Source organism: Comamonas sp. F1-6 (assembly GCF_039581415.1).
GTDB lineage: Bacteria > Pseudomonadota > Gammaproteobacteria > Burkholderiales > Burkholderiaceae_C > Comamonas > Comamonas thiooxydans.
On the sequence record NZ_JBCPWN010000006.1, the window covers coordinates 119,441 to 144,765 of the forward strand.

The following is a 25,325-nucleotide window of genomic DNA, read 5'->3' on the forward strand; positions in this document are numbered from 1 at the left end:
CTTCACGCACCGGCTGTCCAGAAAAGACAAAACCCCAGTGCGCGAGGCGCCTGGGGTTTGCTGTGCCTATGGCTTTCAGGGTTGGCACTCGCGCCAGTTGCCCTGTCAATCCATCGGCCCTGCGTCAGGGTCCCGCTCTTCTTCCGCCGGTATGAACCGGATCAAGTTCGTCGGGTTCGCCTGCACTGTTTTCACAGTGACTGGCATCTCAGCGCTTTCGCACACCCCGGAGCTGCACGCAGTATAGGCTGGTTTTGCCACAATTTGCGCACTCTTGAAGCTGTTTAACTATCCTGACCCTCAAGCGTCTAATCCGCCGTTCAATCCAGCCCCTGCAACACCAGCCATTCATTGCTGGCAGCACGGCTTGCGCGCCACTGGTTGATGGGCGCGCTGACATCCTCGTAGCCCAGGGCGATGCCGAAGGCAATCTGGTAGCCATCCGGCAATGCCAGCTGTTCGATCAGCATGTCGTTGTACATGCGCCAGAAGCCCTGGGCACAGGTGGCCAGACCTTTCTCCACGGCCAGCAGCATGAAGGACTGCAGATAGATGCCCAGATCCACCCATTGCGCATAGCCCATGCGCTCCTCCACGGCCACGAAAATGCCCACGGGCGCACCGAACATCTGGCCGTTCTTGGCCAGTTGGGCCAGACGTGCTGCCTTGTCCTCTCGACCGATATTGATTGCGCGGTAAAGATCTTCGCCGTTTCCAAAGCGGCGACTGCGGTAGGGTTCCCACAAACCGGGTGGATAGGACAAGCCGGGGCGCTGCACGGCCTCGGTCTCCCTGGCCCTGGCGCACAGATCCTTGAGCGCCTGTCCGCCCACTGCGGTCACACGCCAGGGCTGCATATTGCCGCCGGACGGCGCCTGTGCTGCGGTCTCCAGCAAGTCCCGCAACGTGGCAGCAGCCACGGCCTGCGGCAGAAAAGCGCGCACCGAACGACGCTGCTGCAATGCTTGACGAATATCCATCTCTTCTACTTTCCTAAATCGCTGGTGTGCAGTGTAGGAGCTTGCGGCATTTTCCCGAGTCGCCGTGGATACCTTGTCGCAGCCGCCCCGGTGCTTGCCCTGATGGCGCGCCCTGCTCCAACTGCGACCATGCTGGCTGCCCGTCGCAGTGACTGGGTACTCACCACCTCAGGAGATGACTCTGATGAAGCCTCGCTCTGTTTGCTCCGCTACCGCTTTTTCCCCAAGAACATTGACGCTGGCACTGGGATGCCTGCTGACCGCTGCAGGCGCTCAGGCGCAGGACAAGATTCGCATCGGCTTCATCACCGATATGTCGGGCCTCTATGCCGATGTGGACGGCAAGGGCGGAGCCATGGCCGTGCAGATGGCCGTGGACGACTTTGGCGGCAAGCTGCTGGGCAAGCCCGTCGAGGTGCTGACGGCCGACCACCAGAACAAGGCCGATATCGCGGCCAGCAAGGCACGCGAGTGGTTCGACACCCAGGGCATGAACATGCTGATCGGCGGCACCACCTCCAGTGCAGGTCTGGCCATGGGCAAGGTAGCCGATGAGAAGAAAAAGGTCTACATCATCAACGGCGCGGGCACTTCGGCCCTGACCAACGACCAGTGCAGCCCCTATTTCGTGCACTATGCCTATGACACCGTGGCGCTGGCCAAGGGTACGGGCAAGGCAGTGGTGGAGCTGGGCGGCAAGAGCTGGTTCTTTCTGACGGCCGACTATGCCTTTGGCCAGGCGCTGGAAGCCGACACCACCCGCGTGGTCAATGCCGCTGGCGGCAAGGTGCAGGGCAACGTCAGGCACCCGCTGAACACAGCCGACTTCTCTTCCTTCCTTCTGCAGGCTCAGAACTCCAAGGCCCAGATTCTGGGCCTGGCCAATGCAGGTGGCGACACCATCAATGCCATCAAGTCGGCACGCGAGTTCGGCCTGACCAAGACCATGAAGCTGGCCGGCCTGCTGCTGTTCAGCTCCGACATCCACAGCCTGGGCCTCAAAGCCACGGAAGGCCTGATGTTCACCGACAGCTGGCATTGGGACCTGAATCCCGAAAGCCGCAAGTTCTCGGATCGCTTCTTTGCCAAGTTCAAGAAGATGCCCACCTCGCTGCAGGCAGCCAACTACTCGGCCGCCATGCAGTATCTGAAGCTGGCCGAGAAGCTGGGCACGACGGATGCCGACAAAATCATGGCCGGCTTCAAGGCCACGCCGCTATCGGACTTCTATGCCAAGGGCGTGATCCGCCCCGACGGCCGCTACGCTCACGATATGTATCTGCTGCAGGTCAAGGCACCGGCCGAATCGAAGAAGGCCTGGGATTACTTCAAGGTGCTCAAGACCCTGCCCGGCGACCAGGTCTTCACCACCAAGGAAGAGAGCAAGTGCGCTCTGTGGAAGTAGTCGGTCGGCATTGAAGAAGCGGCCGGGTTGCCTGCATGGCACCCGGCTTGATGCCTTGCGCTTCGTCCTCGCCTTCTTGCCACGCAAGAAGAAGCGTCAAGCGACTGCCCGCACCGGCATCAAGACAAGGCTCATTCGAACCCGCGCATCTCGCACCATTCCCCGGGCTCTGCCCTGGTGGAGCGCCACTGGTTGATGGGTGCCGCGCTGTCCTCATAGCCCAGTGCCATGCCAAAAGCGATCTGGTAGCCCTGCGGCAGCGCCAGATGCCGGCTCACAAAATCGCTGTAATTGCGCCAGAAGCCCTGGGCGCAGGTGGCGAGCCCCTTTCCGGTCGCCAGCAGCATCAGCGATTGCAGATAGATGCCCAGATCCACCCACTGCGCATGCAACATGCGGTTCTCGACCGCGACGAATACGCCTACAGGTGCGCCAAACATGTGAGTGTTCCGGGCTAGCTGCAGCAGCCGCCCACTCTTGTCCTCACGCCCCATGCCTATGGAACGATAGAGATCCTCGCCATTGTCAAAGCGGCGGCTGCGATAGGGCTCCCACAGCTGAGGTGGATAGACCAGGGCCGGATCAGAGTTGGGGGTCGCCGCAGGCATGGCCTGGCGCAAGGCCTGAAGGCTGTCCCCCGTCAGCGCTATCACGCGCCAGGGCTGGAGGTTGCCGCCTGAAGCCGCAAGTCCGGCCTGCGCCAGCAAATCCCTGACCAGCGCCGCATCCACCCTCCTTGGCAAAAAAGCACGCACCGAATGGCGCTGCTGCATGGTCTGTTCCACATTCATCATTGCTTGCCTCGGGTTTGAGTTGGCAAGCAGTCTCGGCCGGACAGGCAGGGCTTTCGCCCCTCAAATCGACTACGGGCAAGCACCATGAAAAAAGCCAACGACAGGCGTTGGCTTTCACTGGCAGAGCAGAAGTATCAAGCGATCCATGGACAAGCGCCTGGGGTTTACTTGCCCAGAATCTGATCGATCTTGTCCTTCTGGAATGCCTCGGGTCGTTCGGACTCGCAGGGCACACAGTCCTTTACATGGCCTTGAATCGAGAGCTTCTCGATGGCAGCCCACAGCAGTGCAATCTGCTTTTCATGGCCGGCAGCGCCTTCGGACAGAGAGCGCATGGCCTGGGCCACGGGGTCGACTTCGGCCGTCACGCCATAGGCGGTGAAGCCGCTCTTGCCGCAATCCTCGTCAATCACGACAGCCGTTTGCGCCTTGGCCTCGACCTTGGGTGCCGACTCATGCTCGGTCACATCGGCGCTATGCCCGGTCTTGCTGGGAATGATGCGCGCCGGAATGCCCACGGCAGTCGCACCTGCAGGCACGGGCTTGATGACCACGGCATTGCTGCCTATCTTGGCACCATCGCCTACCTCGAAGCCGCCCAGCACCTTGGCGCCGGCACTGACCACCACGTTCTTGCCCAGCGTAGGGTGGCGCTTGGCGCCCTTGTAGAGCGAGGTACCTCCCAAGGTGACACCGTGATAGATGGTGCAGCCATCGCCCACCACCGCGGTTTCGCCGATCACGACACCCATGCCGTGATCGATGAAGACCTCGCGACCAATGACGGCACCGGGGTGGATTTCAATGCCGGTGAACCAGCGCCCCATGTGCGAGATGAAGCGCCCCAGCCATTTGAAGCCATGCGTCCAGCACCAGTGCGCAGGACGCTGCAGCCAGATGGCGTGCAGCCCCGGATAACAGGTGATGACCTCCCAGGTGCTGCGGGCCGCGGGGTCGCGGTCAAGAATGCACTGGATGTCGGAGCGCAGGCGATCAAGCATCAAATAACAACGTGAGGAATGTTTAGCTTGTGAAGTCTAGCGGGTTGGTGGCTGGCTCTGCAGCATGGCTTTGGCAACACCGCGAAGAATATGGATTTCTTCCTGGGTCAGCTGCGCGCGGTTGAAAAGCTGGTTAAGCCTGGGCATGAGCTTCTTGGGTGCTGCCGGGTCCAGAAAGCCGATATGGGCCAGGGCCTGCTCCCAGTGGCCCAGCATACCCTGCACCTGGGCCATGTCGGCGCGATGCGCCTCAGGCGTGTGCTCCACCACGGGAAAACCACCCAGTGCCACGCGCCAGTCATAGGCAACGACCTGAATGGCCGAGCCCAGATTGAGCGAACCGAACTGCGGATTGGACGGAATCGACAGCGCCACATCACAGCGATAGACATCGTCGTTGCTCATGCCAAAGCGCTCGCAACCGAACAGAAATGCCACGCCCTTCTGGTTGCAGGCCGCACCGGATGTGGGCAGGTTATCGGTCAGACCTGCGTCTACTTCAGACACAGAGCGCACATCGAGCTCTCCTTTCAGGAGCAACTCGAAATGCTCGCGCGGAGTGCGTGTAGGCGGGCCGAAGTCGCGTGGCGTCATTGCCGTCGCGCACATATGGCTGATGCCATCCAGGGCTTCCTCCAGGGTGTCGACCACGCGGGCCTTGTCCAGCACATCCAGTGCGCCACTGGCACGCTGAATGGTTTCTTCCTTGCGCAGCACGTTCTTGTAGCGTGGGCGCACCAGCACCAGGTCGTCGAAGCCCATGGTCTTGAGCGCTCGGGCAGCCGCGCCCACATTGCCGGCATGGCTGGTTTCAATCAGTACGAATCGGGTTTTCATCAACGCAGAACAATGCAAAAGGCCCCACTTGTGGCCTTGATAAGACAGCAGACTACGCGGCCAGCTCTCTCTGACATCCGCAAGCACCGCAGAGAAGACCCTCGGGTCGCCGGGACGAACAAGCAAAAAACGCGCAGCCTGGGTAGAATTGCGCCCATTGTCGCCGCCCCGCATCGCCGGTCGCGGCTTTTACGTTCTTACCCGCGTAGTTCAGCCCAGTTTTGCTCCGGGCTGCATCGCCAACGCACTCACAATTTATGTCGAACTCCCTGCACCCCATGCTCAACGTGGCCATCAAGGCTGCTCGCGCCGCTGGCGCCCTCATCAACCGTGCCGCACTGGATGTGGAATCGGTGCGCGTTGCGCAAAAGCAGGTGAACGACTTTGTGACCGAGGTAGACCAGGCGGCCGAGCGCATCATCATCGAGACGCTGCTCAACGCCTACCCCCAGCATTCCATCCTGGCCGAAGAATCGGGCAGCGAACACGGTGCCAAGAACTCCGACCATGTCTGGATCATCGACCCCCTGGACGGCACCACCAACTTCATCCACGGCTTCCCCGTGTACTGCGTGAGCATCGCCCTGGCCTACAAGGGCAAGATCGAGCACGCAGTGATCTATGACCCCAGCCGCAACGACCTGTTCACGGCCACCAAGGGTCGCGGAGCCTATCTGAACGAGCGCCGCATCCGCGTCTCCAAGCGCACCCAGCTGCGTGATTGCCTGATCTCCACGGGCTTCCCCTTCCGCCGTGGCGACAACTTCAAGCAATACATGCTGATGCTGGGCGAAGTCATGCAGCGCACCGCCGGCGTGCGTCGCCCCGGCTCCGCAGCCCTGGACCTGGCCTATGTGGCTGCCGGCTTTGCCGACGGTTTCTTTGAGTCCGGCCTGTCCATCTGGGACGTGGCTGCCGGTTCTCTGCTGGTCAGCGAAGCCGGTGGTCTGGTGGGCAACTTCACGGGTGAAGCCGACTTCCTGGAACAACGCGAAATCTTGGCCGCCAACCCACGCATCTATGGTTCGCTGATCCCCGTGCTGGGCAAGTTCAGCAAGTTCGCCACCGCTGGCGAAAAAGCGGCCGTGCGTCAGGCTGTCAAGACTGGCGAATTCGAAGCCCCCGCCGAGGAAGACACCGAGGCGGTGGCCGAAGAAGGCCAGATGAACGCAGAATAAAAAAGGCGGTCGCCCCACGACTGCGGAAAGGGCCTGGTCCGGTGGACCAGGCCCTTTTTTATTGCTGCCAGGCCGCCCCGAGGCAATAGACGCTCCTTGGGGGCAGCGTCCACAAGCAATGGACAAGCGTCGGAGGTGTATTTCTCTCCACAGAATCCACAAACTCCCGGTCCAGAATCTGCCCGACGATAAATGGGCAGAACAATATGATGGACTTCTTCAGCCAGCACTGGGCGCTGGCCATTGACTGGGTATCCATGCATGCGGTGACTCCCGTGGTCAACGCACTCCATATTGCCGAGGCAGCGGGCGATCCGCGCGAGATAGCCGCTGGCATCCTGATCGCGCTGCTGCAGCTGTTTCTGATCGGCTGTGTGATGCGGCCGCTGGAGAGCCTGATCCCCGCCGAACGCTGGGCCGACCGCCGCCACACCACGGTGGACCGCAACTACACCCTGCTCATGCTGCTGGGCCTGTTTCCGCTGTTCAGCTTTTTGATCCTCATGCCGGTCGCCCATATGCTGGGCGGCGGGCCAGCCACCGAGGTGGCCAGCGGCCTCAAGGCCTGGCTGCCCTGGTTTGAAGGCCACCCCTATATATTGTTTGCCGTGTACTACGTCGTCTACGACTTGACGTATTACTGGATGCACCGCGCCCAGCACGTCATTCCCTGGTGGTGGGCCATGCACAGCATGCACCACAGTCAGCGCCAGATGAGCTGCTGGAGCAACGACCGCAGCAACTATCTGGACGGCATGCTGCAAAGCTTTGTGCTGGCCAGCGTAGGTCTGGCCATGGGTGTGGAGCCATCCGAGTTCGCCATGCTGGGTCTGCTCAGCGAGCTGGTGCAGAACTTCTCCCATGCCAATGTAGCGCTGCGTCTGGGCTGGCTGGGCCAAATGGGCGAGCGCCTGCTGGTCGGCCCACGCTTTCACCGCAACCACCATATGCTGCGCGATGCCGAGCGCCCCGAGCGCCACAACTGCAACTTCGGCCAAGTTCTGCCCTGGTGGGATCAGTTGTTCGGCACCGCCCTCTATCACGACGAGGAACTACGCCCCACGGGCGTGAGTGACCCCGAGGTCGATGCCGACAACGAGCGCGGCCTGATCGCCATGCAGTGGTACACCTTGAAGCGCTTCTGGGGAGCCTTCAGTTGCCGCGCGGGCTGGAGGCTGGGCGATGTGTCCTTCGGCCCGGGCTACCGCCCCATTCATGACGACGATCAAGGCTCTGGCTCTCAATCCGAGCAAGGCGTGCAGACGGCCTCTGCCAAATAGCCAAAAAACAGCCATGCCCCCTGCTATTGGGCATCACGGATAATGCAGCATTCGGCGCCCGCCCAGCACCGGCGCGGCGCCCCATGTTTTGCATACCGCTGAAGCGATGACCCAGACAAGCACAGAATCCCCGTCGCTGCCCTACTCCCCAGACATGACTGACCTCTCGGCGCATACGCCGATGATGCATTGGTTTTTTCACCTCTGAAGAACATACAGATTCCGAAAAACTTACGCCAAAAGCTACGCCATCAAAAGCACAAAAAAGCCTCCACTGTCGGAGGCTTTTTTTGTTTCACAGGAACTGAGCTAACCGGCTTTGCAATCCTTGATACCTATTATCAATCAATAGGTTACATAGCAACCGCGCACACCCGCATAAATATCAGAACCCCAACCTACCCCACCGCACCAGCAGCCCGTAGTTCAACATAGTCGCAGAAATAGACAAGAAGGTTGTAGTCTCATTCACTCATAGGCGGAAAAGAAGCTATCGTTGATTCAAACCTTTAATAGGAGGAGCTTTGAATATCTATATCCCTGCAATTATTCGCCCTGGAACGTGGTTGCAACTTCCTGACCCAGAGATATCGCGTGAAGTAGAACAGATGTTGTACAACATGGAGGATAAGGTAGCTGAGGCGTCTATCACGTTGTCTTTGTTTGAAGCAGCCAATTCTTCAAGCTCTATCGAGTCCAATGATGACCAGGAGAAGGTCAGGGAAATTCGTAAGGAAGTGCGCGAGCTGGTTAAGCAGGAATTTGGTGATCAGTACCATCAAGACTATGACCGCTACAGCCTAGAGTGCGATCTGAGAATTTTAAGGCGCAAGACAGAGCTTGGGATTGTGCCTCGTTCATACAAACACAAGGTCCCTTTCATTCACGCTCACTCATTCATCTATGCAGTTGATTCCTTCGGGAAGTTCTTGGACGCGATATGTAGCTATCCAAATTTACCGGGGGCAGTTACAACACTTAAAGACAAATTTTATACAGATCTACCAACAATACGAAAGATTCGGAACTCAGCTCTACACATAGAAGATCGATCCCGCGGCTATGGCAGTCCAAGGGAGAGAGACAGAGGAATAAGAATGCAGACTAATGGATTCTTGGGGCTTAGCAATCTCGAAGGCAGCCATCTTTGCTACACCATCGATGATGGGACATACCAAAGGGTTTCCATTAGCAGTGACACACTAGGTACTATGGTCGAGATATTGAATCAGCTGCTCAGCTCATTCGAGTGGGAAGGACCTCCTCGGGTTTCGCCATAATGAGCTGCAGCGCTGCTGTCACAACCGGGGCAATGTAACTTCACGCGAGCCTCTCGGCATAAACCGTTACCCCAAAAGATCAAGTCGGCACCAAAAAAAAGCCTCCCCCAGTGCCGAAGCACCAGGGGAGGCTTTCATTTTTCCACGGACTTGAGCGGCTGCTTGCAGTTGGCCAGGGCCGTCCGCAGCAGGATCTCATAGCCCTTCCGGCGCTCAATCTCGGCGCCGGCAGCTTGGACATACATATCCACATCAGCGTCGCCAGGCAGGTGCTCGGTCGGCATATTGGGTCGCTCAGGCTCGGGCTCATCGCAGGGCACCGGCACAGCGACCTTGACCTGCTGGATCTCGACCCTCGCCGGCGGCGTCGCACCGCAACCAGCCAGGAGGACAGCGGCCGCCAGCGCAGCCGAGAGTAGGGGTAGACAGCGCATCACTGGCCTTCTCCAGGCTTCCGGGACGCCAGCAGCTCAGCCACTCGGGCCTGTGCGCTTGCGCATGCGTCACCTGGCACAGCGGCCGGCGTGCTCAGGATCTTGTCCGAGCGGGCCTTGTGGCCAGCAGCCACAGCAGCGGCTTGCACACGGGCCTGATCGCGCTCCTGCTTGAGGCCTTCACCGGCCAGCAGCAATGCATCGACCGCCTTTGTGCACACGTTTGCACTCTCGCGCGCCAGCGATTCCTTATCGGCCGCATGATCGGCATCGGATCTGGCCAGGGCTGCATTGTCGCGCTGCCCCACGTACATCCAGGCCAGGCCCACATTGCCCGCTAAGCTCAACAGCAGCGCCAGGGCAAGCGCTGCCGCAGCTTTTGCTGCGGCCGTCATACCGACTGAATCCCCACCATAGTGGTTTTGCCGTCGACCGTGATCACGCGGTTGACCGCCTGCAGGGGGATGCGGGTGGACAGGTGTACCCACTGAGCGCCGCCCACGCTCTCGTAGATGATCTGCCCGATGCCCAGCACACTGATCTGCGGTGCCAGAGCCTTGGCCACCTCATAGGGCGTGCCGTATGCCGGGATCTTCACATCGGCTGCCATGCCCTGCGCGTGGTCGCTCGATGTGACACCACCGACAGCCGCATTGACTTGGCGATTGCGATAGCCACTGGTGACGATGACGGCCTTGCCGCCGAGGAATGTGCGCACGCGCTCCAGCATCTGGGCCGTGCGGTGCAGTTGCTGCAGGGCATCAGCGGTCGGGGTGTTGTCCAGCCCGAGCTTGCGTGCGGTGCTACTGGCCACCAACTCGGCCAAGGTGAAATGTTCTGTCAACTTCATGGATCAACCCTCCTTAAAACGGGTGCGAATGATGAGAAAAGTGAAGCCTGCGATGACGCAGACATCGGCAAGGGTTGGTGGTGTGGGCCGCAGCCATGGCGCCACCAGGGCGCCAGCACCACCCAGAGCGAGCAGCGCCCAGGCGATGGCCTTGAGCCAGGCCACCAGGCGAGTGCGAGGGGCAAGCCCCGGCATGCAGGGCGCAGTGCGCTCCAGCTTGTTGAGCGCCTCGGCCACGACGACCAGGCCGCAGAGCCAGTGCAGCACGCTGAGCAAAGTGATCACGGGATAAAACATGGTCAGCCCCCTTCCGCCTGGTCAGGCTTTGGCAGGTACTTGCCAATGAGTGCCCGCAAAAAGCTCTGCGCGCCCGCGCCCACCAGGCAAGCCATGGGCAGCAGGACGGTCTCGGGAACGATGGCCACCAGCAGCACCAGAGGCGTGAGGTAACCCGCCGTGATGGAGCTGGCCCAGGCCACGGCCATGCGACGCATAGCCAGGCGCACCATGTCCCGCCATGTGTCGCTGCTGCCTGGCACGGTGTTCAACAAGATGATTGCGATCAGGCTGCCCAAAAAGCCGGCGAGCAGCACGTCAGCACGCAGACCCAGCGGCACACCGAATGCCGTGAGCGCTTGCGTGGAGACGGCGGTGCCGACGAGGGTCACTGCCGTCGCGGTCGATGAAGGTTCTGCCATCTGATGCCCTCCCTCGGGCAGAAAAAAACCCGCACAGGGCGGGCTCGGTGGGTTTGAATTGGAGTCAACGGGTGTGCAGCCAGGTCTGGGATGCAGCGTGCAGGTTCACGGGATCAAAGCGCCAGGCCTCCTCCTCAGCAATGCCCAACGCTGCGGCCGCTGACTCGCTGCAGGTCCAGCGCTGGGACTTCTGAGGGATCACCCAGGACACAAAGCCCAGGATGAGCTGCCAGTCGTATAGCTCGCCCTCATGGGCCTTGAACCATTGAGCAGCCGCAAGCGGGTCGCAATCGACCTTGACGATGTCCCAATGGTCAGGGTCCAGCACCACGCGCTTGAAGCGGACGCCGCCCTTCTTGCCAGGCCGGCGCGGGGAGAACGCCGGCAGCGCCTCGGCAGCCACGCTGCTGGCACACCACAAAGAACCGTCCTGGCCATAGGCTGCAGTGCCATCAGGCATGAGCTGGCCCACTCCATCGCTCGGCTCAAACACCACCTCTGAATGGCTGTACGGCGCCCGCAGGCGCAAACGGATGATGCGATTGAACAGGCCCTGCAGGCCTGGCCGCGTTACCTTGTAGCTCGCAACCAGCATCACAGGGCTCCTGCTTGAATGAACAGCTCATCAATGCCGGCGTCATCCAGGCCGATGGCGTGGCCCAGCTCGATGAGCAGCGGTCGCTCGCGCTCAAAGTCCTGGCTGTCATCCCATTCGATCTGGGCGAGCTGCCGCTGCTGTGGATCTGGGATGGCATCAATCGCCGGTTGGACTGCAGCGAACAATCCGGCCAGCGCCAAGGCCTGGCGCGCTTGGCGGCGGGTTACGCGGGCAGGAACACGCGGGGGCGCCACGTCATCACTGCCGGCAAACACACGGTCCGGCGTTGCAGGTGCATCAATCTCGTATTGCTGCAACTCGGGCACACGCTCGGATAGGTTGACGTGCCATCCGGGAACGGCCGCCATCTCGGCCACATCGCCCTCCGGGCCATGGATAACGTTGCCAGTTGGGCGCTGAACGAGCCCCACTACATCAACAGCCACTGCACCGATGTACGCGGGTAGAAAGCCGTCTACCGCCCAGGGGGCAAGGGCATGACGCCCTGCCGCTTCATCCTCAAACCGCAGGTAAATCATCATGCTGTGAGCCTTTTAAGTTGTGCATCGGTGATCTGACCGCTGTAGATAGCAAGACGCGAGAGACAGCCACCCAAAAACCCGTTGTTAACCACACTGCGCCCCAAACGTATCTGCGAGAGATTCACAGGGAAGTCCCGTGGGCGTGAAGTATCTTGCGCAATGAGAGAGCCCGCAGCTAATGCCGCAGTCTTGGCAATCGCATCAAAGCTCAATCCCACATTGAGTGGCCGTCCCGTGACGTTCCCACCAGACTGGCCGACTCCGCCTTTGTTGACCCACCAGCTTGTGCGATTGTTGGCGCCCGAAAAAAAGGCGTAAGCGTGATCTGCACCGGTATCTGCAGGATTGAGGGCGGTCCACAGATATGCATTGGCAGTGTTAGCCGTTGCCAGGCCTGCGATCGAGGCAACAACAGCACCGATTGAGGGAAGCGTGTAGTCAATGCTTAGCAGGTCTGCAGCACGAGTCACCGCCGCGTTGACTGTCGGTATAAATGTCGTTGCGAACTCACCCTGCTCGAACTGTCCACATGCAAACTCGCAGTTGACGATGTCAGTGTCTCCAGGCGTTCCGAAAATGGCAGCCGCGAACGTAATCCCCTCACCGATAGTCAACGCAAAGCTGTAACGAGTCCAACGGTCAGTCAATATCAGTGGCGACGAGTAGATATTGTTGCCATCAGACTGCCGCACACGAAAGATGACGCGATTGGACGGCGAGTCCGGAAGCAGTCTCGCGTATATCGAAAACACATGACGCGCGCCAGCAGTTACAGGCACCGAAGTGTTATAGAGACTGGCCGCATCGGGTGAGATAGTGAAGTTGCGCAGACCCAGCACCCGCCCATGACTTCCGCTGCTCAGAAAGCCGGTCGTAGTGCTCCACTGCGCAGCAGAGCCCTTTGTCCAGCCTTGAGCCATATCGGTGGCATAGGTCAATACATTGGTCCTGGACTCCTCAATCAGCAGACCCAGGCACTTCCCGTTCAAATCGTGATGGATGCGCGGGACGTTGGCAGCCAGCGTACGTAGTTTGCCGTCAGGACCAATGCATGTGGCAGTGCTCGCCCGGGTGCATTGGATCAATGGATGCACGCGGCCGCTGTTGGCAAAGTCCAGAAGCAGGGACGGCCGCAGGGCCGGATAGTTTTCAATCACGCTCATGTCCAGCTCTCCGAGCGGCTGCGGATAACTCCGTCGAAGCCGTGAAACTTGATGGTGGTGGTGGTGTCGCTGACGTACTCGCGCCAGATATCGCCTGGCCTGCTGTCGCGCACATGGCGGCTGACGACAGTGGTGGACAGGGCATCTAAGAAGGCGAGCTGGCCCAGGTGCTGGCCCGCTGGGACTTGATCTGGCCCCGTGCCCACAGGCAGGTTCATGACCTCGGTCCAGTTCACCGTGTCCGTGCTGGGGTCGGCGGTGGTCCTGCCTGCGACCAGGCGGCGATAGATGAGCCCGCTAATGGGGCTCCATGCCTGATTGCCTGCAGCGTATGTGACCGTGGCGTCCCAACGTGCGGCCGCAGCGCTGGCCACAACCAGGTCAGAGGCATTCTTCGCACTGGCGGCCGACAATGCCGCCGCAGCAGCTGCTGCAATCGTGCTCAGGTTGAACTGGTTGTTTTCCGCAGCCTGCAGGTTTGCAGCCTCTGCAAAAGCCACCAAGGCCAACAGAAAGGCATCCGCTCTCGGGTCGAAGTTCACCGGGTCCGTGGACTGTGGCGGTGGCGGTAGTTGTGGAATCAGCGTCATGTGAGACTTTCAATTTCCAGGGAACACAGGTTCGTCGTCGAATAGGCGACCTCCAGGGAAAAATCCCGGTAGAAGCCATAGATCGTCATGGGGCTGTAGCGCTCTACGTCAGGCACGCCCAGCCAGACGCATGGCGTAGCACGCACCTTTTCTAGCTCGCGCTGCACAGATGGATAACGTTCACCGGGCTGCTCCAGGACCACCGACATGCGGCGGCTGAAGCGCCCTGGCTCAAAGGTCTGCACACCGTCTGCGCTGGTGGCCTTCTTGCTGTAGTCAACGATTGAAGTGCTGGCCCCCAGCTTGGCGTTGCCCAGGTCAAACTGATTGCCCACCACAATGGCAGCGCATGCCGCCGGCCCCTTGATGGTGATCTCCAGCCTGGAGCCAGTGGATGGCACCAGGCCGGTAAACACAGCATCGGGGATCTGCTCGCTGGTGCGGTAGAAATACTCGTACCAGCTGGCAGGCGGTCGGATCAGCTGCTTGTCAAAGGTCGCCAGCACCGTGTTGGCGGCGCTGCGTTGCGTGATCTGCAGGCGTGAGCCCACCAGGCCAAACAGCGCGACCGCATTGATACGGCCAGGAACAACCACCGTGGTGGTGAGGTCTCCGGTCGTCACAGTCGAGGTGCTGGGCTCCCCATCGAACATGGACCAACGGTTAGACGGCGCTGCCAGTTTCCAGTACAGCGGCTCAGTCGGCGGGTACTTGCCCAGCGCAGGGCCCTGCACGCATTCGTAGGTCTTCCCATTCGCTGGCAAATACACCCGACTGTTGAGCGCATAGCTGACGGTGGCCGAGTAGTCGGGGTCCGCAGCCCCTGCACTACTGGCCGTCACCATGGCCGGCGTGAGCTTAGTTGGCCGGATCAGCAGCATCAGCAGCCTCCACCTGCACCACCAGGTGCTCGTTTTCAACATTGCGCACAGGCATTCCCTCCACAGTGATGCGGTCGACGTTGCGCTGCAGTCGACCTGTATTGACAGCGCCTGCCTCCGCAGCAGCGGCCACCTTTTGCAGCAGCCCAGTGAAATCGCGCCGCTGCTGCTGCATCTCGTCGACCAGCGGCCGCAGATCCACACCAGGGCTTTGCATCAGCTGAGCAACCACGGGCGGCTGAGCCCCGGCCAGCAGGCGGGCGGTCTGCTCGGCGCTGTAGTACCGGGCCGCCCCGGTCACTTCCAGCTCGCGGCCGCGCTCACCCACGAGACGCAGGCCGCCGGCGTGCAAACCACCCTCGGCAAATGCAGGAACCGCCTGACCGCGCAACACCGCGATCACGGCCCGCAGGCCATCCCGCGTGGTATCCGTGCCCGCCTTGATGGCCTCCACCATCAGCTGCTCGGTGCTTTTGGCACCGGCCTCCAGGGCGGCCAGCGTGCTGTCGATCTGGCCCAGCAGGCCCAGGCTTTCTTCCTGGTAGTTCTTGGGCGCCTCCTTGTCCAGGCGGTTGGCCACAGCCTCGGCACGGGCCAGCATGGTTTGCACCAGGCTGCTGTATTCGGAGCTGGATAGCCCCGCCTCCTGCGCCTTCTGCAGCAGTGGGTTGAGCAGCGAATTCAGCTCATTGCCGTAGCCGGCCAACGTCTCCCCGGAGGTGGACATGGCCATGCTGTAGGCGACGTTGAAGCGCTCCTGCAGGTTGGCAAACTGAGCCGGCGTGTCCAGCATGCTGAAGCGCACATCGGCCACGGTTTGGCGCAGGCCTGCAGCGCTGTCGCCCATGGTCTGGGCCAGTTGAGCCTGGCTTTGATACCAGGCCACCGTCTCTTCCCGCAGCTTGCTGAGGTTGGAGACGGCCTTGCCGCTGTCCATGCTGTACTTCTGCAGGGCCGCCACATAGTCCAGCTGCGCCTTTTGAGCGTTGCCGGTCGCGGCAGATTGCTGTGCCCGCGCTGCCGCGAGTGCCTGCTCTGCCGTGGTGGCCTTGGCCGCCAGTGCTGCAGCCTGCTCTCGCAAGCCTGCCGCCTTGGCCTGGTTGGCTGCTTCATTGGCTGTTGCCGCCTTGTACGACTCCATCATCTGCAGGTAGGTGGCGGTGCTGCTGTAGCCGTCACTCAGGCCCGACTTGCCCAGCCTTGTGAGCTGGTCCGCAAAGGCCTGGATCTCGGCCGTAGGCAGGTTCTGCATCTTGGCCAGCATGTTGGCCTGCGTGTCGTTGTAGGTCGCAAGGCCTGCCAAGCCGCCAGACATTGACTCGCCCCAAACCCCATCCTGCACTTTGCCAAAGCGCAGATAGGTAGCCACCAGGTTGCGCGCCGCGTTGCCGCGCTGCGCCTCCAGTTGGGCCGCAGAGTTGTACAGACCTGGTGAGCGGTTGGCGTTGTTGGCAACGGCCGCAGACCATTCAGCCTCGCGCTGCTTGACCAAGGTATCAGCCTTGGCCAGCGCCGCCTGCGCGGACGCGATGCCGTTCTGATTGGGCAAGGCCACGGTTTGCGCCTTGACCTGCTCGCGGATCTGCGCCGGCGTCATGACGCGCGGCGCGATGATGCTGATGGCCGCCTCACGCACCGCCTCGCGCTCGCTGGCAATGTCTGCCAGATTGCTGCGTATGCGGTTGGCGATCAGGTCGAACACGCCCACCACCGTGGCAGAGAACGTGCGAACGTCTACCCCATCCAGCGCCTTGGCCAGCCCGTCGATGTCCACCACCGTCCCGGATGCCGAAGCCTGCATGTCCATGATCTCGGCACGCAAGCGCTGCACAGCAAGCTGCGCAGGGTCGAGCGCCGAGGTCACGGTCTGCACACGGTCCCCGAACACCAGCACACCGCTGGAGGAGTCCCCCAGGATTTTGTTGATGATGGAGACACTGCCTGCAAACCGATCCGACTGCGTGACCACGGCCGCCATGGCGTCCTGCGCGATCTTCATGCCCGGCGCCACTGCCGCCGCCTTGGTGTAGGTGGCGATCAGATCGGCCGCAGCAGCACGGGCCAGCTCGTCCAGCATGGTGGCCGTCTCATCGAACTGGGGCGCCATCTTGATCAGCGTGGCATAGGCCTCGCGGCCGCTGGCCGTAGTCAGATCCAGGCTGCCCACCAGCTGACGGAACTGCTCGCGCGACTGCGGCAGCGTCAGGCCCAGGGCCTCCAGCTGCTTGCGCATTGCGTCGGTGCTCTGGTTCGCCCGCTCGGCCTGCGTGTAGTAGGCCTGGTAATAGGCCTCGCTGGCAGAGATATAGGCATCCAGGCCGCCGAAGCGGTCCACCAGGTCGCTGGCCATGCTCGCACCAGCCAGGCCCACATCAAACAGCTTGCCCCGTGTGACCTCCAGCGTGGTATTGACCACGCCCAGGCTACCAGTGAGGCGCTGCAGTGTTGCGGTGGCCGTCTCGCCGGCCTTGGTGTACTGGGCTGTACCCAGCACCAGGGCGGCCATTTCATCGCCAGCCGCAGCCATTTCCTCTTGCAGACGCGCTGCCACCTGGTCGCCAGACAGCCCCTCGGTGGAGAAGCGGATCTTGCGGGTGTAGGTGGCAACGGCATCGGCAGAGACGCCAAGCGCCTTTGCCTGCTGCGTGATGCTGGTCTGCAGGGCCGCGAAAGTGGCCTGGATCTGGGCATTGCCCTCCATCGCACCATAGTCGGTCCAATACTTATTGGAGCCAAACCAGCCGCCCGACTTCTTGTAGTCAGCATAAGCCCGAAGATCGCCCCCCAGCTGACCGTCGATGCCCTCGCCTCGCTTAGTGACCTTGCCGCCAAAGATTCCTTTGAGCCCACCAGCCAGGCTGAGCACAGCCAAGCCACCAGCAACCCAAGGCAAGGCCGAAGCAACAGTAGCCCCCAGCCCCACCGCACCAGAAGCGCCCGCCGTTGTTGGCCCCGCAAGGCCTGCAGCAAGGCTGGCGCCCTTCATGCCGGCAGCAAAGCTGGTCAAAGCATTGGAGCCCAACATCGTGCCCAGCGTGCCAATTGCGCCGCCGACAGACGAAACCAATCCACCGCTCACAGCGCTGTACAAGGAAGAAAGGCTATTGACGCCCCCCAACATACCGGCTGCACCATTGGCTCCTGCTGTCTGAGGACCAAGCCCCAGAATAGAGGTAACCGATGAGCCCACGGGCTGCGCAATGGTCTGGATCACCGGACGGAAGACCAGTGTGCGCCCCAGGTTCTCTAGGTATTCACCGAATGTTCTCCCTCCATCCATCAGCTGGTCAGTCAAGCTTTGACTGATTTGATTCACGCCTGTCTGCCACTCTTGCACGCTGGCCTGTGCAGCTTGCGCCGATGCCTCACGGGATTCTCGCGTGCCCATCAGCACCATGCGCTCACGCAACAGCTCGATCTCCTGCTGCAAAGAGGCCTGCTCACGAGTCATCGTCCCTGTCAGTTGCGCTGCTCGCTCCATCTCGGCAAGCTGTTGCTCCTTGGTGAGCAGCACGGATTGCGCTCGCAAGCGCAACACATTGGCCTGCTGAACCGCATTGAGACCGATCAGCTCGATCTCTTCGCGCAGAGACTTGTTACCAGCATTGAGTTCATCTACGGTCTTGGCCTGGTCGCCCCACCACTGCTGCCGATATGCCCTCTCCTCTTCCAGCGCTTTGACCTGTTGCCGCTGTAGCTCTAGCTCCTGCTCCAACGACTCGATACTGTTGAGGCGGGCCTGCACCACTTCACGCTGGGCCTGAGACAATCCCGACAGTGAGCTCTTCAGATCCTGCTCAACCTTTAGGCGCAACTTGGCGGACTCGGTCAGTGCATCGCCCGTGCTCAGCTCCAGCTTCTGCGCTGCAATCTTGTCGTCAAGCGTCTTCAGGGTGCCTGCATAGGAGGTTTGCAACTGCTTGGCTGATTGCGCAGAGCCTTTTGCGCCCTCATCCATAGACTTGAGCTTTTCACCCACCCCCTGCAGGCGGGCCTCCAACTTCTGCGCTTCTGGCGAGTCGCCCAGGCCCTGCGCCCGCAGACGCTTGAGCATGGCATTGATTTCATCGCCTTTTTTGCGCACTTCAGCCATGGACTCTGCCGATGACTTGAAGCCGGATGAGGACTTGAGCAAGCCATCTGCCAGCCCTTTCAGCGCATCATCGGTTACTGTGAGCGCCTTGTAGCCATTCACGCTGTTAGCCAATGCCGCCAGATCGCTTCCTGCCGAGGGCTTGTTGGCTGCTGCGCTGGCAGCACGCTGACGTGCCGACAAAATGGCCTCAGTCTGTGCATCAACAGCAATGCGGGCCGCCTGAGCATCAGACACCATCTGCCGATGGATCTCTGCTGCGCCCGCAAAGTCACCACGCGCTATGGCTGCAGCCTGTGCAGCCAAGCCGCCAAGCTCCGTGCCAACGCCCTTCAACACATACTTGACGTTGGTACCCAGCACTGCGACCGTCTCAAACGCAACGGCCAGACCATCCTGCACAGTTTTGAAGGCACCGCTCGCAGAGGCTCCCTCAGTGGCTACCTCATTCGTAGCCTGCAGGATAGTGTTGAGATTCTCCAGGGCTGTGGAAGCGAGCGTGACGCTCTCATAGATGAAGCCGCCAGTATTGTTCTGGTTGACTGTGCGAAACAGTTCATCCCAGGTATCACCCAAAGCAGCAATAGCACCGTCCAGCGTCTGAGCTCGCTCAGCCATAGCTGAGGCAAACTGGTTATTGCCGATGGCCTCTAGGTATGCCGTGATTTCCTCGGAGCTTTTGCGCACCGTCGTTGTCACGCCCTGAAACGTGAACTTGACGTTCTCGCCCTCTTGCGAGGACTTGACGCCAAATTCCTTCAGGCGTTCAAACTCTCCAGACGATGCATCAGCCACTGCCTCGATCATCTGCAGCAGATCCTTGCCCATGGCTGAGGCCGTGTTGCCAAAGCTGGTCAGGGATTCTCGGGTTGGATTCAACCCCAGAGCCTTCATCTTGACAAAGGCCTCTGTGGCTTGTGCCAGACCATAGGGGGTGTCCTTGGCAAAGTCCTTGAGCCACCCCATTTCACGCTGCGCTGCAGCCGAGCTGCCTGTCACCGTGACGAGCGAGCTATTGAGCACGTCAAACTCGCGCTGCACGGAAACCAGCTTGTTGACAGTCCCGGCCACTGTGATACCTGCAGCCAGCGTTTTGAAAAGATTGCCTGCTGTGGTGCGCACAGAATCAACAGAATCCTGAATGCGCTTGGCAGAGGCCAGCGCCTGCTGCTCGCTCTTGTTGAGCCCTTGCGTGAACTGGGCATACTCCAGCGCGAGCTTGACGACCAGCGAACCCAGTGCCGACATAGCTACTCCTGCTCTTCCGCCTCGCGGATCTCGTTGAGCGCCTGCAGGGCAGCGCGCTCCATTAGTTCGATATCACTCATGACCGCACGCCGAAGACGGGGCCGCACGTGGATCTGCAGCCAGGCCAGCACGCCGGCGTAGTTCAGACCGACCCGCACACCGGCCATGCCGGCAAACTGCCATTGGGTACTGATGCCCAGCCAGGCGCGCACGCTGCGCAGGTTGTCGTGATGGACTTCAAAGGCTGCGTGCTCAGCGGCTTTGCTGCCATCCTCGACAAGCTGGGCCGCGCGCTCGATGTCCTCAGCGGGTGCGCCAAAGGCCCGCATGGCCTCCAGGACCGATTCATCCACCGCCCAGGGGTCGGGCTGGACCTGACGAATCCCGGCCCACCAGCGCGCGGCCTCGATCAGTTTTTTTGCTTGGCGCCGCTGTTGGCACTCATGAAGGCCAGCACGACTTCACGTGCTGCACCAGGCAGGGCCTTCAAGGCCATCAGGTTATCGGGAGTGAATTCGACCGGCTTGCGCTGCAGGTCCTCCATTTCCCAGCCGACCAGCACCTCGTCCACCACGTCCTTGAAGGTCATGCTGGCGAGTTCGCGCTGACGGTCATCGTCCACGCGCTTGAAGATGCCGATGAAGTGCTCTTCACGCCAGCCGCTGTCGGTCTTGACTTGGACGGTGACTTTTTCCTTGAAGGTTTCCTTGCGGGCCAGGTCAAACATGGGGTATCTCCTGAAATCAAACGAGAAAAGAAAAAGGGCCGCAGCAGTTGCGGCCCTTGTCGGGGTTGTTGAAAGTGGGAGCGGTCAGCGGACGATGACCACCAGCTCGTCATTGCCCACCACTGGGTTGACGTCGAAAGGCATGGTCATCATCACGTTGGATGCATCGTCCTGCAGGGTGAACGGGCCAGGCTGGATGGACGGCATCTGCAGCTCCACGATGTTGCCGGCCGTAGTGCCGTGCACGATGTTGAGCGGGCCGCCCGTGCTGGTGCGCACGACCTCTGCCCAGTCCTTGGTGGTGACCTTGGGGAACTCCATGGTGATGGAGCCCGTAGGCTGACGGTCGGCGCTGGAAGGGCCCGCGCAGTTGATCAGCTCGCGCCAGGCCAGTTGGTTGGCCCAGTTGATGCTGAATGCGCTGGTGCAGGCTGCATGCCCGTGGATCTCCAGCGTGGGTGTGTTCTTCTTGCCCACCGTGAACGGTTGCTTGAACTTGGTGTAGTCCACGCCCGTGGGCATCGCCACCTCGGAGGCCGGGGAGTAAGTGCCCAAGAACTCGAACTTCATCACGGGGATGCCCTTGGCGTTCAGCTCAAAGGTGACCGTGCCGCGCGCATCCTCCATCTTGAAGAGCGTGCCGTCCACATAACCGTACATGGTCATGACGGGCTCGCCATCGCTCACGGGCGAATAGCGCACGTCCGTGCCAGCCGTGATGGTCTGCGAGAAGCCGCATGCCATGAGGATCGGTGCCCAGGCCGGCACCGTGCCGACGGCACCGCTTCCGGCCAGCTCCACTTCAAAGCTGAATTTGCGGTGCTCGCCCACCGTGAGCTTGCCGCTGTTGCCCTTGTAGGGACGGATCAGCTCGCGGGAGACTTGCTCTGCAGCAATGGGCTCGGGGGTGAAGCCGCGCACCAGAACGGCATTGGCTGCAGCAGTGGGAACCACTGCCGTGCCCACCACCGTCTGCACGGCCGCCAGCAGCAGCATCTTTTTCATAGACTTTGCCATGGTGATCTAACCTTTCTTCAGTTGAATCATTCAGCCGAGGGCTCGGCGGCAGGCGCCTGCACTTCGGCCGCCGGATCGGGCTTGCGCTCGCCTGTAACTGGGTCACGCACAAAGCAACCGGCTTTGCCGTGGAACTCATCCACGGGAAGCGGTGCACTAGGTTTGTGCTCGGCGGGCTTCTCGGGCTTGGTTTGTGCAGACGTGTGCACAACCTGCGCAGCCTTGGGCGCAGTCTTTTCTTTAGTGGTCATGGTGATGTGAGAGAGTTTCAGTAGCGAGGTGTACGCAGCACCACCGTGACGTGGCGCCCATACTTCTTAGGGTCGGGCTCATAGACGGCATCGCCGCTAGAGTCCTCGTACTGGAAGCAGTCCAGGGCTTCCATAGCGGCGCGGATCGGGCCGGTTGCGGGCGAGGTCGGGATCAAAGCATCCAGTTCCTCCAACGTGTCGGCCAGGGCCACGATCTGGACCGTGTGCTGGTCGTAGCCACCGCCCATGCACCAAGCGTCCTCGGGGTTGGTCTCCACGTTGAAGACCACCGCAGGGAACTGGGGCCGGGGCGGCAGCTCGATGGCCCAGCTGTTGGGCACGTCCTGCAGGGCAGCAGTAATGGTTTCGTGAATGGTCGGCATCAACTGCCCCCCTTGAGCACTTCCTGCACCACCGCCTTGCCCATGGCGTCGATGGCCTGAGTGCGCTTGCGCTCCAAAGCAGGTTGGATGAAGGGCTTGGGCGCCACATGGGCAACCGCCTCCTGGCGACGCTTGCGAATGGACCGGCTGCCGCTGGCACTGCGCCGGGGAACGATCTTGTGACCCAGCTCCACAAAGCGCCAGTAGTAGGGGTCGTTATCGCGGCGGGTGACGACACGGCCCGCGCTGTTGACGGCCAGGGTTTTGTTACCCTGGTTGCGCACCTTCTTGGTCTGCTCGCGGCCATGACGCACACCCAGGTGAATCTGCTCAGTGCCTGGTGGCGCCTTGGATTCACGCTTGATGGCGATGTTTTTGATCATGTCTCCAGAGACCTTGGAGCCGTTGGCCGTGGCAATCGCAATCGCCTCGGCCTTGAGCACGCGCCCGCCGGCCACCACCACCTTGCGCGCAACACGCTTTTGCATGTCAGTGCGCACTCTCGTGAACTCGGCCCGCATCTCGCCAATGCCGAGGGTTTCGGTTTTAGCCATTGTTCAGACCGCTTTCACAAGTAAGAACAAGAGATTCACGGCGCCCAGCAAAGTTGTTCACATGCTTGATGTCGAAGACTTCATCGCCGTGCAACAGCCGCATGGTGGCTTTCACGCCTGGCATCCAGCGAATGATGAACTCCGTGCGAGCTGTAGCAACCTCGCCACCCTGCGAGGTGGCACTGCGCTCATTGCCGCTGAAGTCGCGCCGGCTGGCTGGCAGATCTGTCGCGAAGTCCAGCCAGGTGCGGGTGATGCCGCCGCTCCTGCCCTTGCCCACCTCCAGGCGCTGCAGCGAAACGCGTTCATTGAGTTTGCCCGCCTGCATGTCAGCACCCCATACGCCGCAAGGGCCTCAAGCACGCGCGAGCACCAGTAGGCAGCTGCGTTGCAATGGTGCCGGTCACTGTTTCTTCACGATTGGCATAGAGATCACCAAGCATCAACAAGATGCCAGCGCGAACCATGTCAGTCACGATCAGCGGGTCAGGCTTCAAGGCCTGGCCGGAAGCCTCCGCATCTGCCAGGTCCTGCGCCGTTGCAAACACATCGCGGTCAAGGTATTCGACGGCAATCTGGATGGCGGCATTCAGCTTGAGCTGGATGTCGGGATCTTCCAGATCAGAGACAACTCGCAAATGAGCCTTGGCCTGCGCCAGGGTGACAAGCGGAGTTGCCATGATCAAGCCTCGGGTTGTGCCGGCCCCGACTCGGCAGCAGGGTCTGCAGCGGGAGACTCTGCCGCGTCTTGTGCAGACGTATGCACAGGGGCGTCAGGCTGGCCGTCGCCGCCAACGGGAGCCTGACCAGCGCTCGCCGATAGATCAGCCGGCCCCGCGTTCTGGCTGTTATCACCAGGGCCGGCAGGCTTTGTTTCTCTCGGTCGCTGGGTAGCCGCACGACGTTTCGAGGCTTCAGGCTTGGTTTCCTGCGGCTTGACTTCGCGCACCATGCCGTGGCGCTTGTAGTGATCAAGCGTGATCTTGTCCAGGCCTTCAGGCAAGTCATCGCCAGGGCGCAGCAGTGTGCCGCCACGCATAAATGTCTTGGCTATTTCAAATTCCATATCAATCTCCAGAAAGGCAAAGGCCAGCCGCTTTGCAGTGGCTGGCCTTTGCGGTTGAAAACCGGCAGATCAGGGAGCAGTGAAATCGCCCGACACGATAGCGGCGGGACGCTCCACCGTGAAGCCCAGGCGCTCTTCGATCAGAATGGCGACCATGTTCTTGACAGCGAAGTCGGCATGCTGTTCCAGGACACGCACTGTGACCTCTTCACGGTCATAGATCGTTGCCGCAAAGCCGGAGCCAGCCAGGAAGTTATTTGCGGGCAGGCTGTACGCCTCCACAACCTGCTTACCCCAGATACGCGGAGCAGCACCGTCCGTAGGCGTGCCGAAGATGTAGGCCCCGTCGGTGGTCTTCATCATCTGGATGATGGCCCAGTCGTCAAGGCTGAGGGTGGCGAAGGTGGCCGGATAGCCTGCCTTGGCAACCTGCAGGAATGCCCAGCGCAGGTAATCAATAGAGGTATGCGCAGGTCCACCTGCGGCCACCACAGGCATGCCCGCCTTGCTGAATGGCGTGGCTTGCGGCTCCAAACCCAACAGTGTGCCGTTGAGACCGTCACCGAACAGCAGCTGCTGCTCTTCGTTGAGTTTGATGCCATAGCGGCCGCGGCCGTCGATCAAACCCTGCAGCTGCGGCGCATCAGACAGCACCTGGCGGCTGGCAGGGAACCAGTGCGCAATCGTTTCGACAGAGCTGGTCTTCTTCTCGAAAGTCAGGCCCGACTCGTTCTTGGCCGAGCCTTCACCATTCTGGGGACCTGCGTTGTTGGTGAAGAGCTTTTCCTGCACCCACTCGATGGCATTGGTAGCAATGCTCACGGCCTGGAACAGATCGCGCACCAGCAGAGGCTGCTCAGGCCCCATGACCAAAGCCGCCTGGTAAGGCTGAATCAAAGCGCCCGCGCTTGCTGCCGCGCTGGTGATGGCTGCCTTACCAAACAGCGGGGCATTCATGGTAACGATCTCGACAGAGCCACCGCGATAGCTCTTGCAGACATCGGATGCTGCGGCCAGCTGCCCCAGAGACTTGTGCTGATCACCGCCACCGCCCAGCAGATTCGCGGCCTTCTTGGCCAGTTCGGTCACCTCGTCGTTCAGACGCTCCAGCGTCTTTTCGGACTTTTCGACCTTTTCGACCGCGTCCTGAAATGCGGCCTTGGTCACTGCATCGGCCTTGCCGTCCTGCATTTCTTTGTGGAGCTTTTCCACGCGGCCGTCCAAGTCGGTGTGTGCCTTCTTCATGTCGGCGACGGCATCTTTTGCGGCCTTGGCCACATCAGTCAGCTCGCCCAGTGCCTTGCGCACATCGCCGCCGACCTCACCAGTCATAGCCATGGGCATAGCACCAGCCGCCGCCAAAGCAGCCCAGGCGTCATGAGAGATGAGCGGCATTCCGGCCAGGGTAGCGACGGCCAGAATTGCCATGACGGTGATAAAGCCGACCGTCAGATGTTTACGGGTAATTTGCATAT

General features: G+C 60.9%; 29 protein-coding genes and 1 riboswitch. Of the genes, 4 read left to right on the forward strand and 25 right to left on the reverse strand.

What is annotated here, in order from left to right; all coding sequences use genetic code 11:
* Positions 1–121 precede the first annotated feature (121 nt).
* A riboswitch (TPP riboswitch) is annotated at positions 122–239 on the reverse strand.
* 81 nt (positions 240–320) lie between these two features.
* Positions 321–980 (reverse strand): nitroreductase, encoded by a 660-nt coding sequence (locus AAIL66_RS08520; protein WP_343496461.1) that lies wholly within the window; start codon positions 978–980, stop codon positions 321–323.
* 184 nt (positions 981–1,164) lie between these two features.
* Between AAIL66_RS08520 and AAIL66_RS08525 the strand changes: the two genes are divergently transcribed.
* Positions 1,165–2,385, forward strand: a complete 1,221-nt coding sequence (locus tag AAIL66_RS08525; protein ID WP_343496462.1) for an ABC transporter substrate-binding protein — start codon at positions 1,165–1,167, stop codon at positions 2,383–2,385.
* Between the two features lie 131 nt (positions 2,386–2,516).
* On the opposite strand, the gene AAIL66_RS08530 is transcribed toward AAIL66_RS08525, so the two are convergent.
* The 3 genes from AAIL66_RS08530 to AAIL66_RS08540 all read right to left on the reverse strand — a co-directional run bounded on the left by AAIL66_RS08530 (position 2,517) and on the right by AAIL66_RS08540 (position 5,017).
* Positions 2,517–3,176, reverse strand: a complete 660-nt coding sequence (locus AAIL66_RS08530) for a nitroreductase (RefSeq protein ID WP_343496532.1) — start codon at positions 3,174–3,176, stop codon at positions 2,517–2,519.
* 167 nt (positions 3,177–3,343) lie between these two features.
* Complete coding sequence (gene cysE, locus AAIL66_RS08535; protein ID WP_012839329.1) at positions 3,344–4,180, reverse strand: serine O-acetyltransferase; 837 nt, start codon at positions 4,178–4,180, stop codon at positions 3,344–3,346.
* A gap of 36 nt (positions 4,181–4,216) precedes the next feature.
* Complete coding sequence (locus AAIL66_RS08540) at positions 4,217–5,017, reverse strand: RNA methyltransferase (RefSeq protein WP_034352771.1); 801 nt, start codon at positions 5,015–5,017, stop codon at positions 4,217–4,219.
* A gap of 257 nt (positions 5,018–5,274) precedes the next feature.
* Here AAIL66_RS08540 and AAIL66_RS08545 point away from each other — a divergent pair, with 257 nt between their 5' ends.
* The 3 genes from AAIL66_RS08545 (at position 5,275) to AAIL66_RS08555 (ending at position 8,755) form a co-directional block, all read left to right on the forward strand.
* Entirely contained in the window at positions 5,275–6,195 is a 921-nt protein-coding gene (locus AAIL66_RS08545) for an inositol monophosphatase family protein (RefSeq protein ID WP_343496463.1), read from the forward strand.
* 206 nt (positions 6,196–6,401) lie between these two features.
* Complete coding sequence (locus tag AAIL66_RS08550; RefSeq protein WP_343496464.1) at positions 6,402–7,475, forward strand: sterol desaturase family protein; 1,074 nt, start codon at positions 6,402–6,404, stop codon at positions 7,473–7,475.
* Positions 7,476–7,999: 524 nt separating this feature from the next.
* Positions 8,000–8,755, forward strand: coding sequence for a hypothetical protein (locus AAIL66_RS08555; RefSeq protein ID WP_343496465.1), 756 nt, complete (start codon positions 8,000–8,002; stop codon positions 8,753–8,755).
* A 134-nt stretch (positions 8,756–8,889) separates the two neighbouring features.
* On the opposite strand, the gene AAIL66_RS08560 is transcribed toward AAIL66_RS08555, so the two are convergent.
* The 21 genes from AAIL66_RS08560 to AAIL66_RS08660 all read right to left on the reverse strand — a co-directional run bounded on the left by AAIL66_RS08560 (position 8,890) and on the right by AAIL66_RS08660 (position 25,323).
* Positions 8,890–9,189 carry a hypothetical protein gene (locus tag AAIL66_RS08560; protein WP_343496466.1) on the reverse strand — a complete coding sequence of 100 codons (300 nt, stop codon included), beginning with the start codon at positions 9,187–9,189 and terminating at the stop codon, positions 8,890–8,892.
* Positions 9,189–9,584 (reverse strand): hypothetical protein, encoded by a 396-nt coding sequence (locus AAIL66_RS08565; RefSeq protein WP_343496467.1) that lies wholly within the window; start codon positions 9,582–9,584, stop codon positions 9,189–9,191. Before AAIL66_RS08565 ends, AAIL66_RS08560 begins: the two co-directional genes overlap by 1 nt.
* Positions 9,581–10,039: a D-Ala-D-Ala carboxypeptidase family metallohydrolase gene (locus AAIL66_RS08570; protein ID WP_343496468.1), complete on the reverse strand. Its 459-nt coding sequence runs from the start codon at positions 10,037–10,039 to the stop codon at positions 9,581–9,583. Before AAIL66_RS08570 ends, AAIL66_RS08565 begins: the two co-directional genes overlap by 4 nt.
* Positions 10,040–10,042: 3 nt before the next feature.
* On the reverse strand, positions 10,043–10,336 hold the full coding sequence (locus AAIL66_RS08575) for a hypothetical protein (RefSeq protein WP_045839860.1): 294 nt from the start codon (positions 10,334–10,336) through the stop codon (positions 10,043–10,045).
* A gap of 2 nt (positions 10,337–10,338) precedes the next feature.
* Positions 10,339–10,737: a hypothetical protein gene (locus AAIL66_RS08580; RefSeq protein ID WP_249334112.1), complete on the reverse strand. Its 399-nt coding sequence runs from the start codon at positions 10,735–10,737 to the stop codon at positions 10,339–10,341.
* A gap of 64 nt (positions 10,738–10,801) precedes the next feature.
* Entirely contained in the window at positions 10,802–11,332 is a 531-nt protein-coding gene (locus AAIL66_RS08585) for a hypothetical protein (RefSeq protein WP_343496469.1), read from the reverse strand.
* Positions 11,332–11,877, reverse strand: coding sequence for a hypothetical protein (locus AAIL66_RS08590; RefSeq protein ID WP_343496470.1), 546 nt, complete (start codon positions 11,875–11,877; stop codon positions 11,332–11,334). Before AAIL66_RS08590 ends, AAIL66_RS08585 begins: the two co-directional genes overlap by 1 nt.
* Positions 11,874–13,040 carry a hypothetical protein gene (locus AAIL66_RS08595; protein ID WP_343496471.1) on the reverse strand — a complete coding sequence of 389 codons (1,167 nt, stop codon included), beginning with the start codon at positions 13,038–13,040 and terminating at the stop codon, positions 11,874–11,876. The genes AAIL66_RS08590 and AAIL66_RS08595 overlap by 4 nt, the downstream gene beginning before the upstream one ends.
* Positions 13,037–13,630 (reverse strand): hypothetical protein, encoded by a 594-nt coding sequence (locus AAIL66_RS08600; protein WP_343496472.1) that lies wholly within the window; start codon positions 13,628–13,630, stop codon positions 13,037–13,039. The genes AAIL66_RS08595 and AAIL66_RS08600 overlap by 4 nt, the downstream gene beginning before the upstream one ends.
* The gene (locus AAIL66_RS08605) at positions 13,627–14,511 is read right to left on the reverse strand and encodes a hypothetical protein (protein WP_343496473.1); all 885 of its coding nucleotides are present in this window, start codon (positions 14,509–14,511) and stop codon (positions 13,627–13,629) included. The genes AAIL66_RS08600 and AAIL66_RS08605 overlap by 4 nt, the downstream gene beginning before the upstream one ends.
* On the reverse strand, positions 14,489–19,852 hold the full coding sequence (locus tag AAIL66_RS08610) for a tape measure protein (RefSeq protein WP_343496474.1): 5,364 nt from the start codon (positions 19,850–19,852) through the stop codon (positions 14,489–14,491). The genes AAIL66_RS08605 and AAIL66_RS08610 overlap by 23 nt, the downstream gene beginning before the upstream one ends.
* A gap of 2 nt (positions 19,853–19,854) precedes the next feature.
* Positions 19,855–20,205: a DUF1799 domain-containing protein gene (locus AAIL66_RS08615; RefSeq protein WP_343496475.1), complete on the reverse strand. Its 351-nt coding sequence runs from the start codon at positions 20,203–20,205 to the stop codon at positions 19,855–19,857.
* A gap of 56 nt (positions 20,206–20,261) precedes the next feature.
* Positions 20,262–20,579: a hypothetical protein gene (locus AAIL66_RS08620; protein WP_343496476.1), complete on the reverse strand. Its 318-nt coding sequence runs from the start codon at positions 20,577–20,579 to the stop codon at positions 20,262–20,264.
* 84 nt (positions 20,580–20,663) lie between these two features.
* On the reverse strand, positions 20,664–21,584 hold the full coding sequence (locus AAIL66_RS08625) for a phage tail tube protein (protein ID WP_343496477.1): 921 nt from the start codon (positions 21,582–21,584) through the stop codon (positions 20,664–20,666).
* Positions 21,585–21,622: 38 nt separating this feature from the next.
* Positions 21,623–21,847, reverse strand: a complete 225-nt coding sequence (locus AAIL66_RS08630; RefSeq protein ID WP_343496478.1) for a hypothetical protein — start codon at positions 21,845–21,847, stop codon at positions 21,623–21,625.
* 17 nt (positions 21,848–21,864) lie between these two features.
* The gene (locus AAIL66_RS08635) at positions 21,865–22,230 is read right to left on the reverse strand and encodes a hypothetical protein (protein ID WP_343496479.1); all 366 of its coding nucleotides are present in this window, start codon (positions 22,228–22,230) and stop codon (positions 21,865–21,867) included.
* Positions 22,230–22,784 (reverse strand): HK97-gp10 family putative phage morphogenesis protein, encoded by a 555-nt coding sequence (locus AAIL66_RS08640; RefSeq protein ID WP_343496480.1) that lies wholly within the window; start codon positions 22,782–22,784, stop codon positions 22,230–22,232. Before AAIL66_RS08640 ends, AAIL66_RS08635 begins: the two co-directional genes overlap by 1 nt.
* A complete protein-coding gene (locus AAIL66_RS08645) occupies positions 22,777–23,112 on the reverse strand; it encodes a phage head closure protein (RefSeq protein ID WP_343496481.1) in 336 nt (111 codons plus the stop codon). The genes AAIL66_RS08640 and AAIL66_RS08645 overlap by 8 nt, the downstream gene beginning before the upstream one ends.
* Position 23,113: 1 nt before the next feature.
* The gene (locus AAIL66_RS08650; protein ID WP_343496482.1) at positions 23,114–23,464 is read right to left on the reverse strand and encodes a head-tail connector protein; all 351 of its coding nucleotides are present in this window, start codon (positions 23,462–23,464) and stop codon (positions 23,114–23,116) included.
* Positions 23,465–23,466: 2 nt separating this feature from the next.
* Positions 23,467–23,850 carry a hypothetical protein gene (locus tag AAIL66_RS08655; RefSeq protein ID WP_343496483.1) on the reverse strand — a complete coding sequence of 128 codons (384 nt, stop codon included), beginning with the start codon at positions 23,848–23,850 and terminating at the stop codon, positions 23,467–23,469.
* 69 nt (positions 23,851–23,919) lie between these two features.
* Positions 23,920–25,323 (reverse strand): phage major capsid protein, encoded by a 1,404-nt coding sequence (locus tag AAIL66_RS08660; RefSeq protein ID WP_343496484.1) that lies wholly within the window; start codon positions 25,321–25,323, stop codon positions 23,920–23,922.
* Positions 25,324–25,325 lie beyond the last annotated feature (2 nt).

Bases quoted from the DNA above. Each gene is read 5' to 3' on its own strand.
- AAIL66_RS08520 (WP_343496461.1), bottom strand. From the start codon at position 980: ATGGATATTCGTCAAGCATTGCAGCAGCGTCGTTCGGTGCGCGCTTTT.
- AAIL66_RS08525 (WP_343496462.1), top strand. From the start codon at position 1,165: ATGAAGCCTCGCTCTGTTTGCTCCGCTACCGCTTTTTCCCCAAGAACA.
- AAIL66_RS08530 (WP_343496532.1), bottom strand. From the start codon at position 3,176: ATGAATGTGGAACAGACCATGCAGCAGCGCCATTCGGTGCGTGCTTTT.
- cysE (WP_012839329.1), bottom strand. From the start codon at position 4,180: ATGCTTGATCGCCTGCGCTCCGACATCCAGTGCATTCTTGACCGCGAC.
- AAIL66_RS08540 (WP_034352771.1), bottom strand. From the start codon at position 5,017: ATGAAAACCCGATTCGTACTGATTGAAACCAGCCATGCCGGCAATGTG.
- AAIL66_RS08545 (WP_343496463.1), top strand. From the start codon at position 5,275: ATGTCGAACTCCCTGCACCCCATGCTCAACGTGGCCATCAAGGCTGCT.
- AAIL66_RS08550 (WP_343496464.1), top strand. From the start codon at position 6,402: ATGATGGACTTCTTCAGCCAGCACTGGGCGCTGGCCATTGACTGGGTA.
- AAIL66_RS08560 (WP_343496466.1), bottom strand. From the start codon at position 9,189: ATGCGCTGTCTACCCCTACTCTCGGCTGCGCTGGCGGCCGCTGTCCTC.
- AAIL66_RS08565 (WP_343496467.1), bottom strand. From the start codon at position 9,584: ATGACGGCCGCAGCAAAAGCTGCGGCAGCGCTTGCCCTGGCGCTGCTG.
- AAIL66_RS08570 (WP_343496468.1), bottom strand. From the start codon at position 10,039: ATGAAGTTGACAGAACATTTCACCTTGGCCGAGTTGGTGGCCAGTAGC.
- AAIL66_RS08575 (WP_045839860.1), bottom strand. From the start codon at position 10,336: ATGTTTTATCCCGTGATCACTTTGCTCAGCGTGCTGCACTGGCTCTGC.
- AAIL66_RS08580 (WP_249334112.1), bottom strand. From the start codon at position 10,737: ATGGCAGAACCTTCATCGACCGCGACGGCAGTGACCCTCGTCGGCACC.
- AAIL66_RS08585 (WP_343496469.1), bottom strand. From the start codon at position 11,332: ATGCTGGTTGCGAGCTACAAGGTAACGCGGCCAGGCCTGCAGGGCCTG.
- AAIL66_RS08590 (WP_343496470.1), bottom strand. From the start codon at position 11,877: ATGATGATTTACCTGCGGTTTGAGGATGAAGCGGCAGGGCGTCATGCC.
- AAIL66_RS08595 (WP_343496471.1), bottom strand. From the start codon at position 13,040: ATGAGCGTGATTGAAAACTATCCGGCCCTGCGGCCGTCCCTGCTTCTG.
- AAIL66_RS08600 (WP_343496472.1), bottom strand. From the start codon at position 13,630: ATGACGCTGATTCCACAACTACCGCCACCGCCACAGTCCACGGACCCG.
- AAIL66_RS08605 (WP_343496473.1), bottom strand. From the start codon at position 14,511: ATGCTGCTGATCCGGCCAACTAAGCTCACGCCGGCCATGGTGACGGCC.
- AAIL66_RS08610 (WP_343496474.1), bottom strand. From the start codon at position 19,852: ATGTCGGCACTGGGTTCGCTGGTCGTCAAGCTCGCGCTGGAGTATGCC.
- AAIL66_RS08620 (WP_343496476.1), bottom strand. From the start codon at position 20,579: ATGTTTGACCTGGCCCGCAAGGAAACCTTCAAGGAAAAAGTCACCGTC.
- AAIL66_RS08625 (WP_343496477.1), bottom strand. From the start codon at position 21,584: ATGAAAAAGATGCTGCTGCTGGCGGCCGTGCAGACGGTGGTGGGCACG.
- AAIL66_RS08630 (WP_343496478.1), bottom strand. From the start codon at position 21,847: ATGACCACTAAAGAAAAGACTGCGCCCAAGGCTGCGCAGGTTGTGCAC.
- AAIL66_RS08635 (WP_343496479.1), bottom strand. From the start codon at position 22,230: ATGCCGACCATTCACGAAACCATTACTGCTGCCCTGCAGGACGTGCCC.
- AAIL66_RS08640 (WP_343496480.1), bottom strand. From the start codon at position 22,784: ATGGCTAAAACCGAAACCCTCGGCATTGGCGAGATGCGGGCCGAGTTC.
- AAIL66_RS08645 (WP_343496481.1), bottom strand. From the start codon at position 23,112: ATGCAGGCGGGCAAACTCAATGAACGCGTTTCGCTGCAGCGCCTGGAG.
- AAIL66_RS08650 (WP_343496482.1), bottom strand. From the start codon at position 23,464: ATGGCAACTCCGCTTGTCACCCTGGCGCAGGCCAAGGCTCATTTGCGA.
- AAIL66_RS08655 (WP_343496483.1), bottom strand. From the start codon at position 23,850: ATGGAATTTGAAATAGCCAAGACATTTATGCGTGGCGGCACACTGCTG.
- AAIL66_RS08660 (WP_343496484.1), bottom strand. From the start codon at position 25,323: ATGCAAATTACCCGTAAACATCTGACGGTCGGCTTTATCACCGTCATG.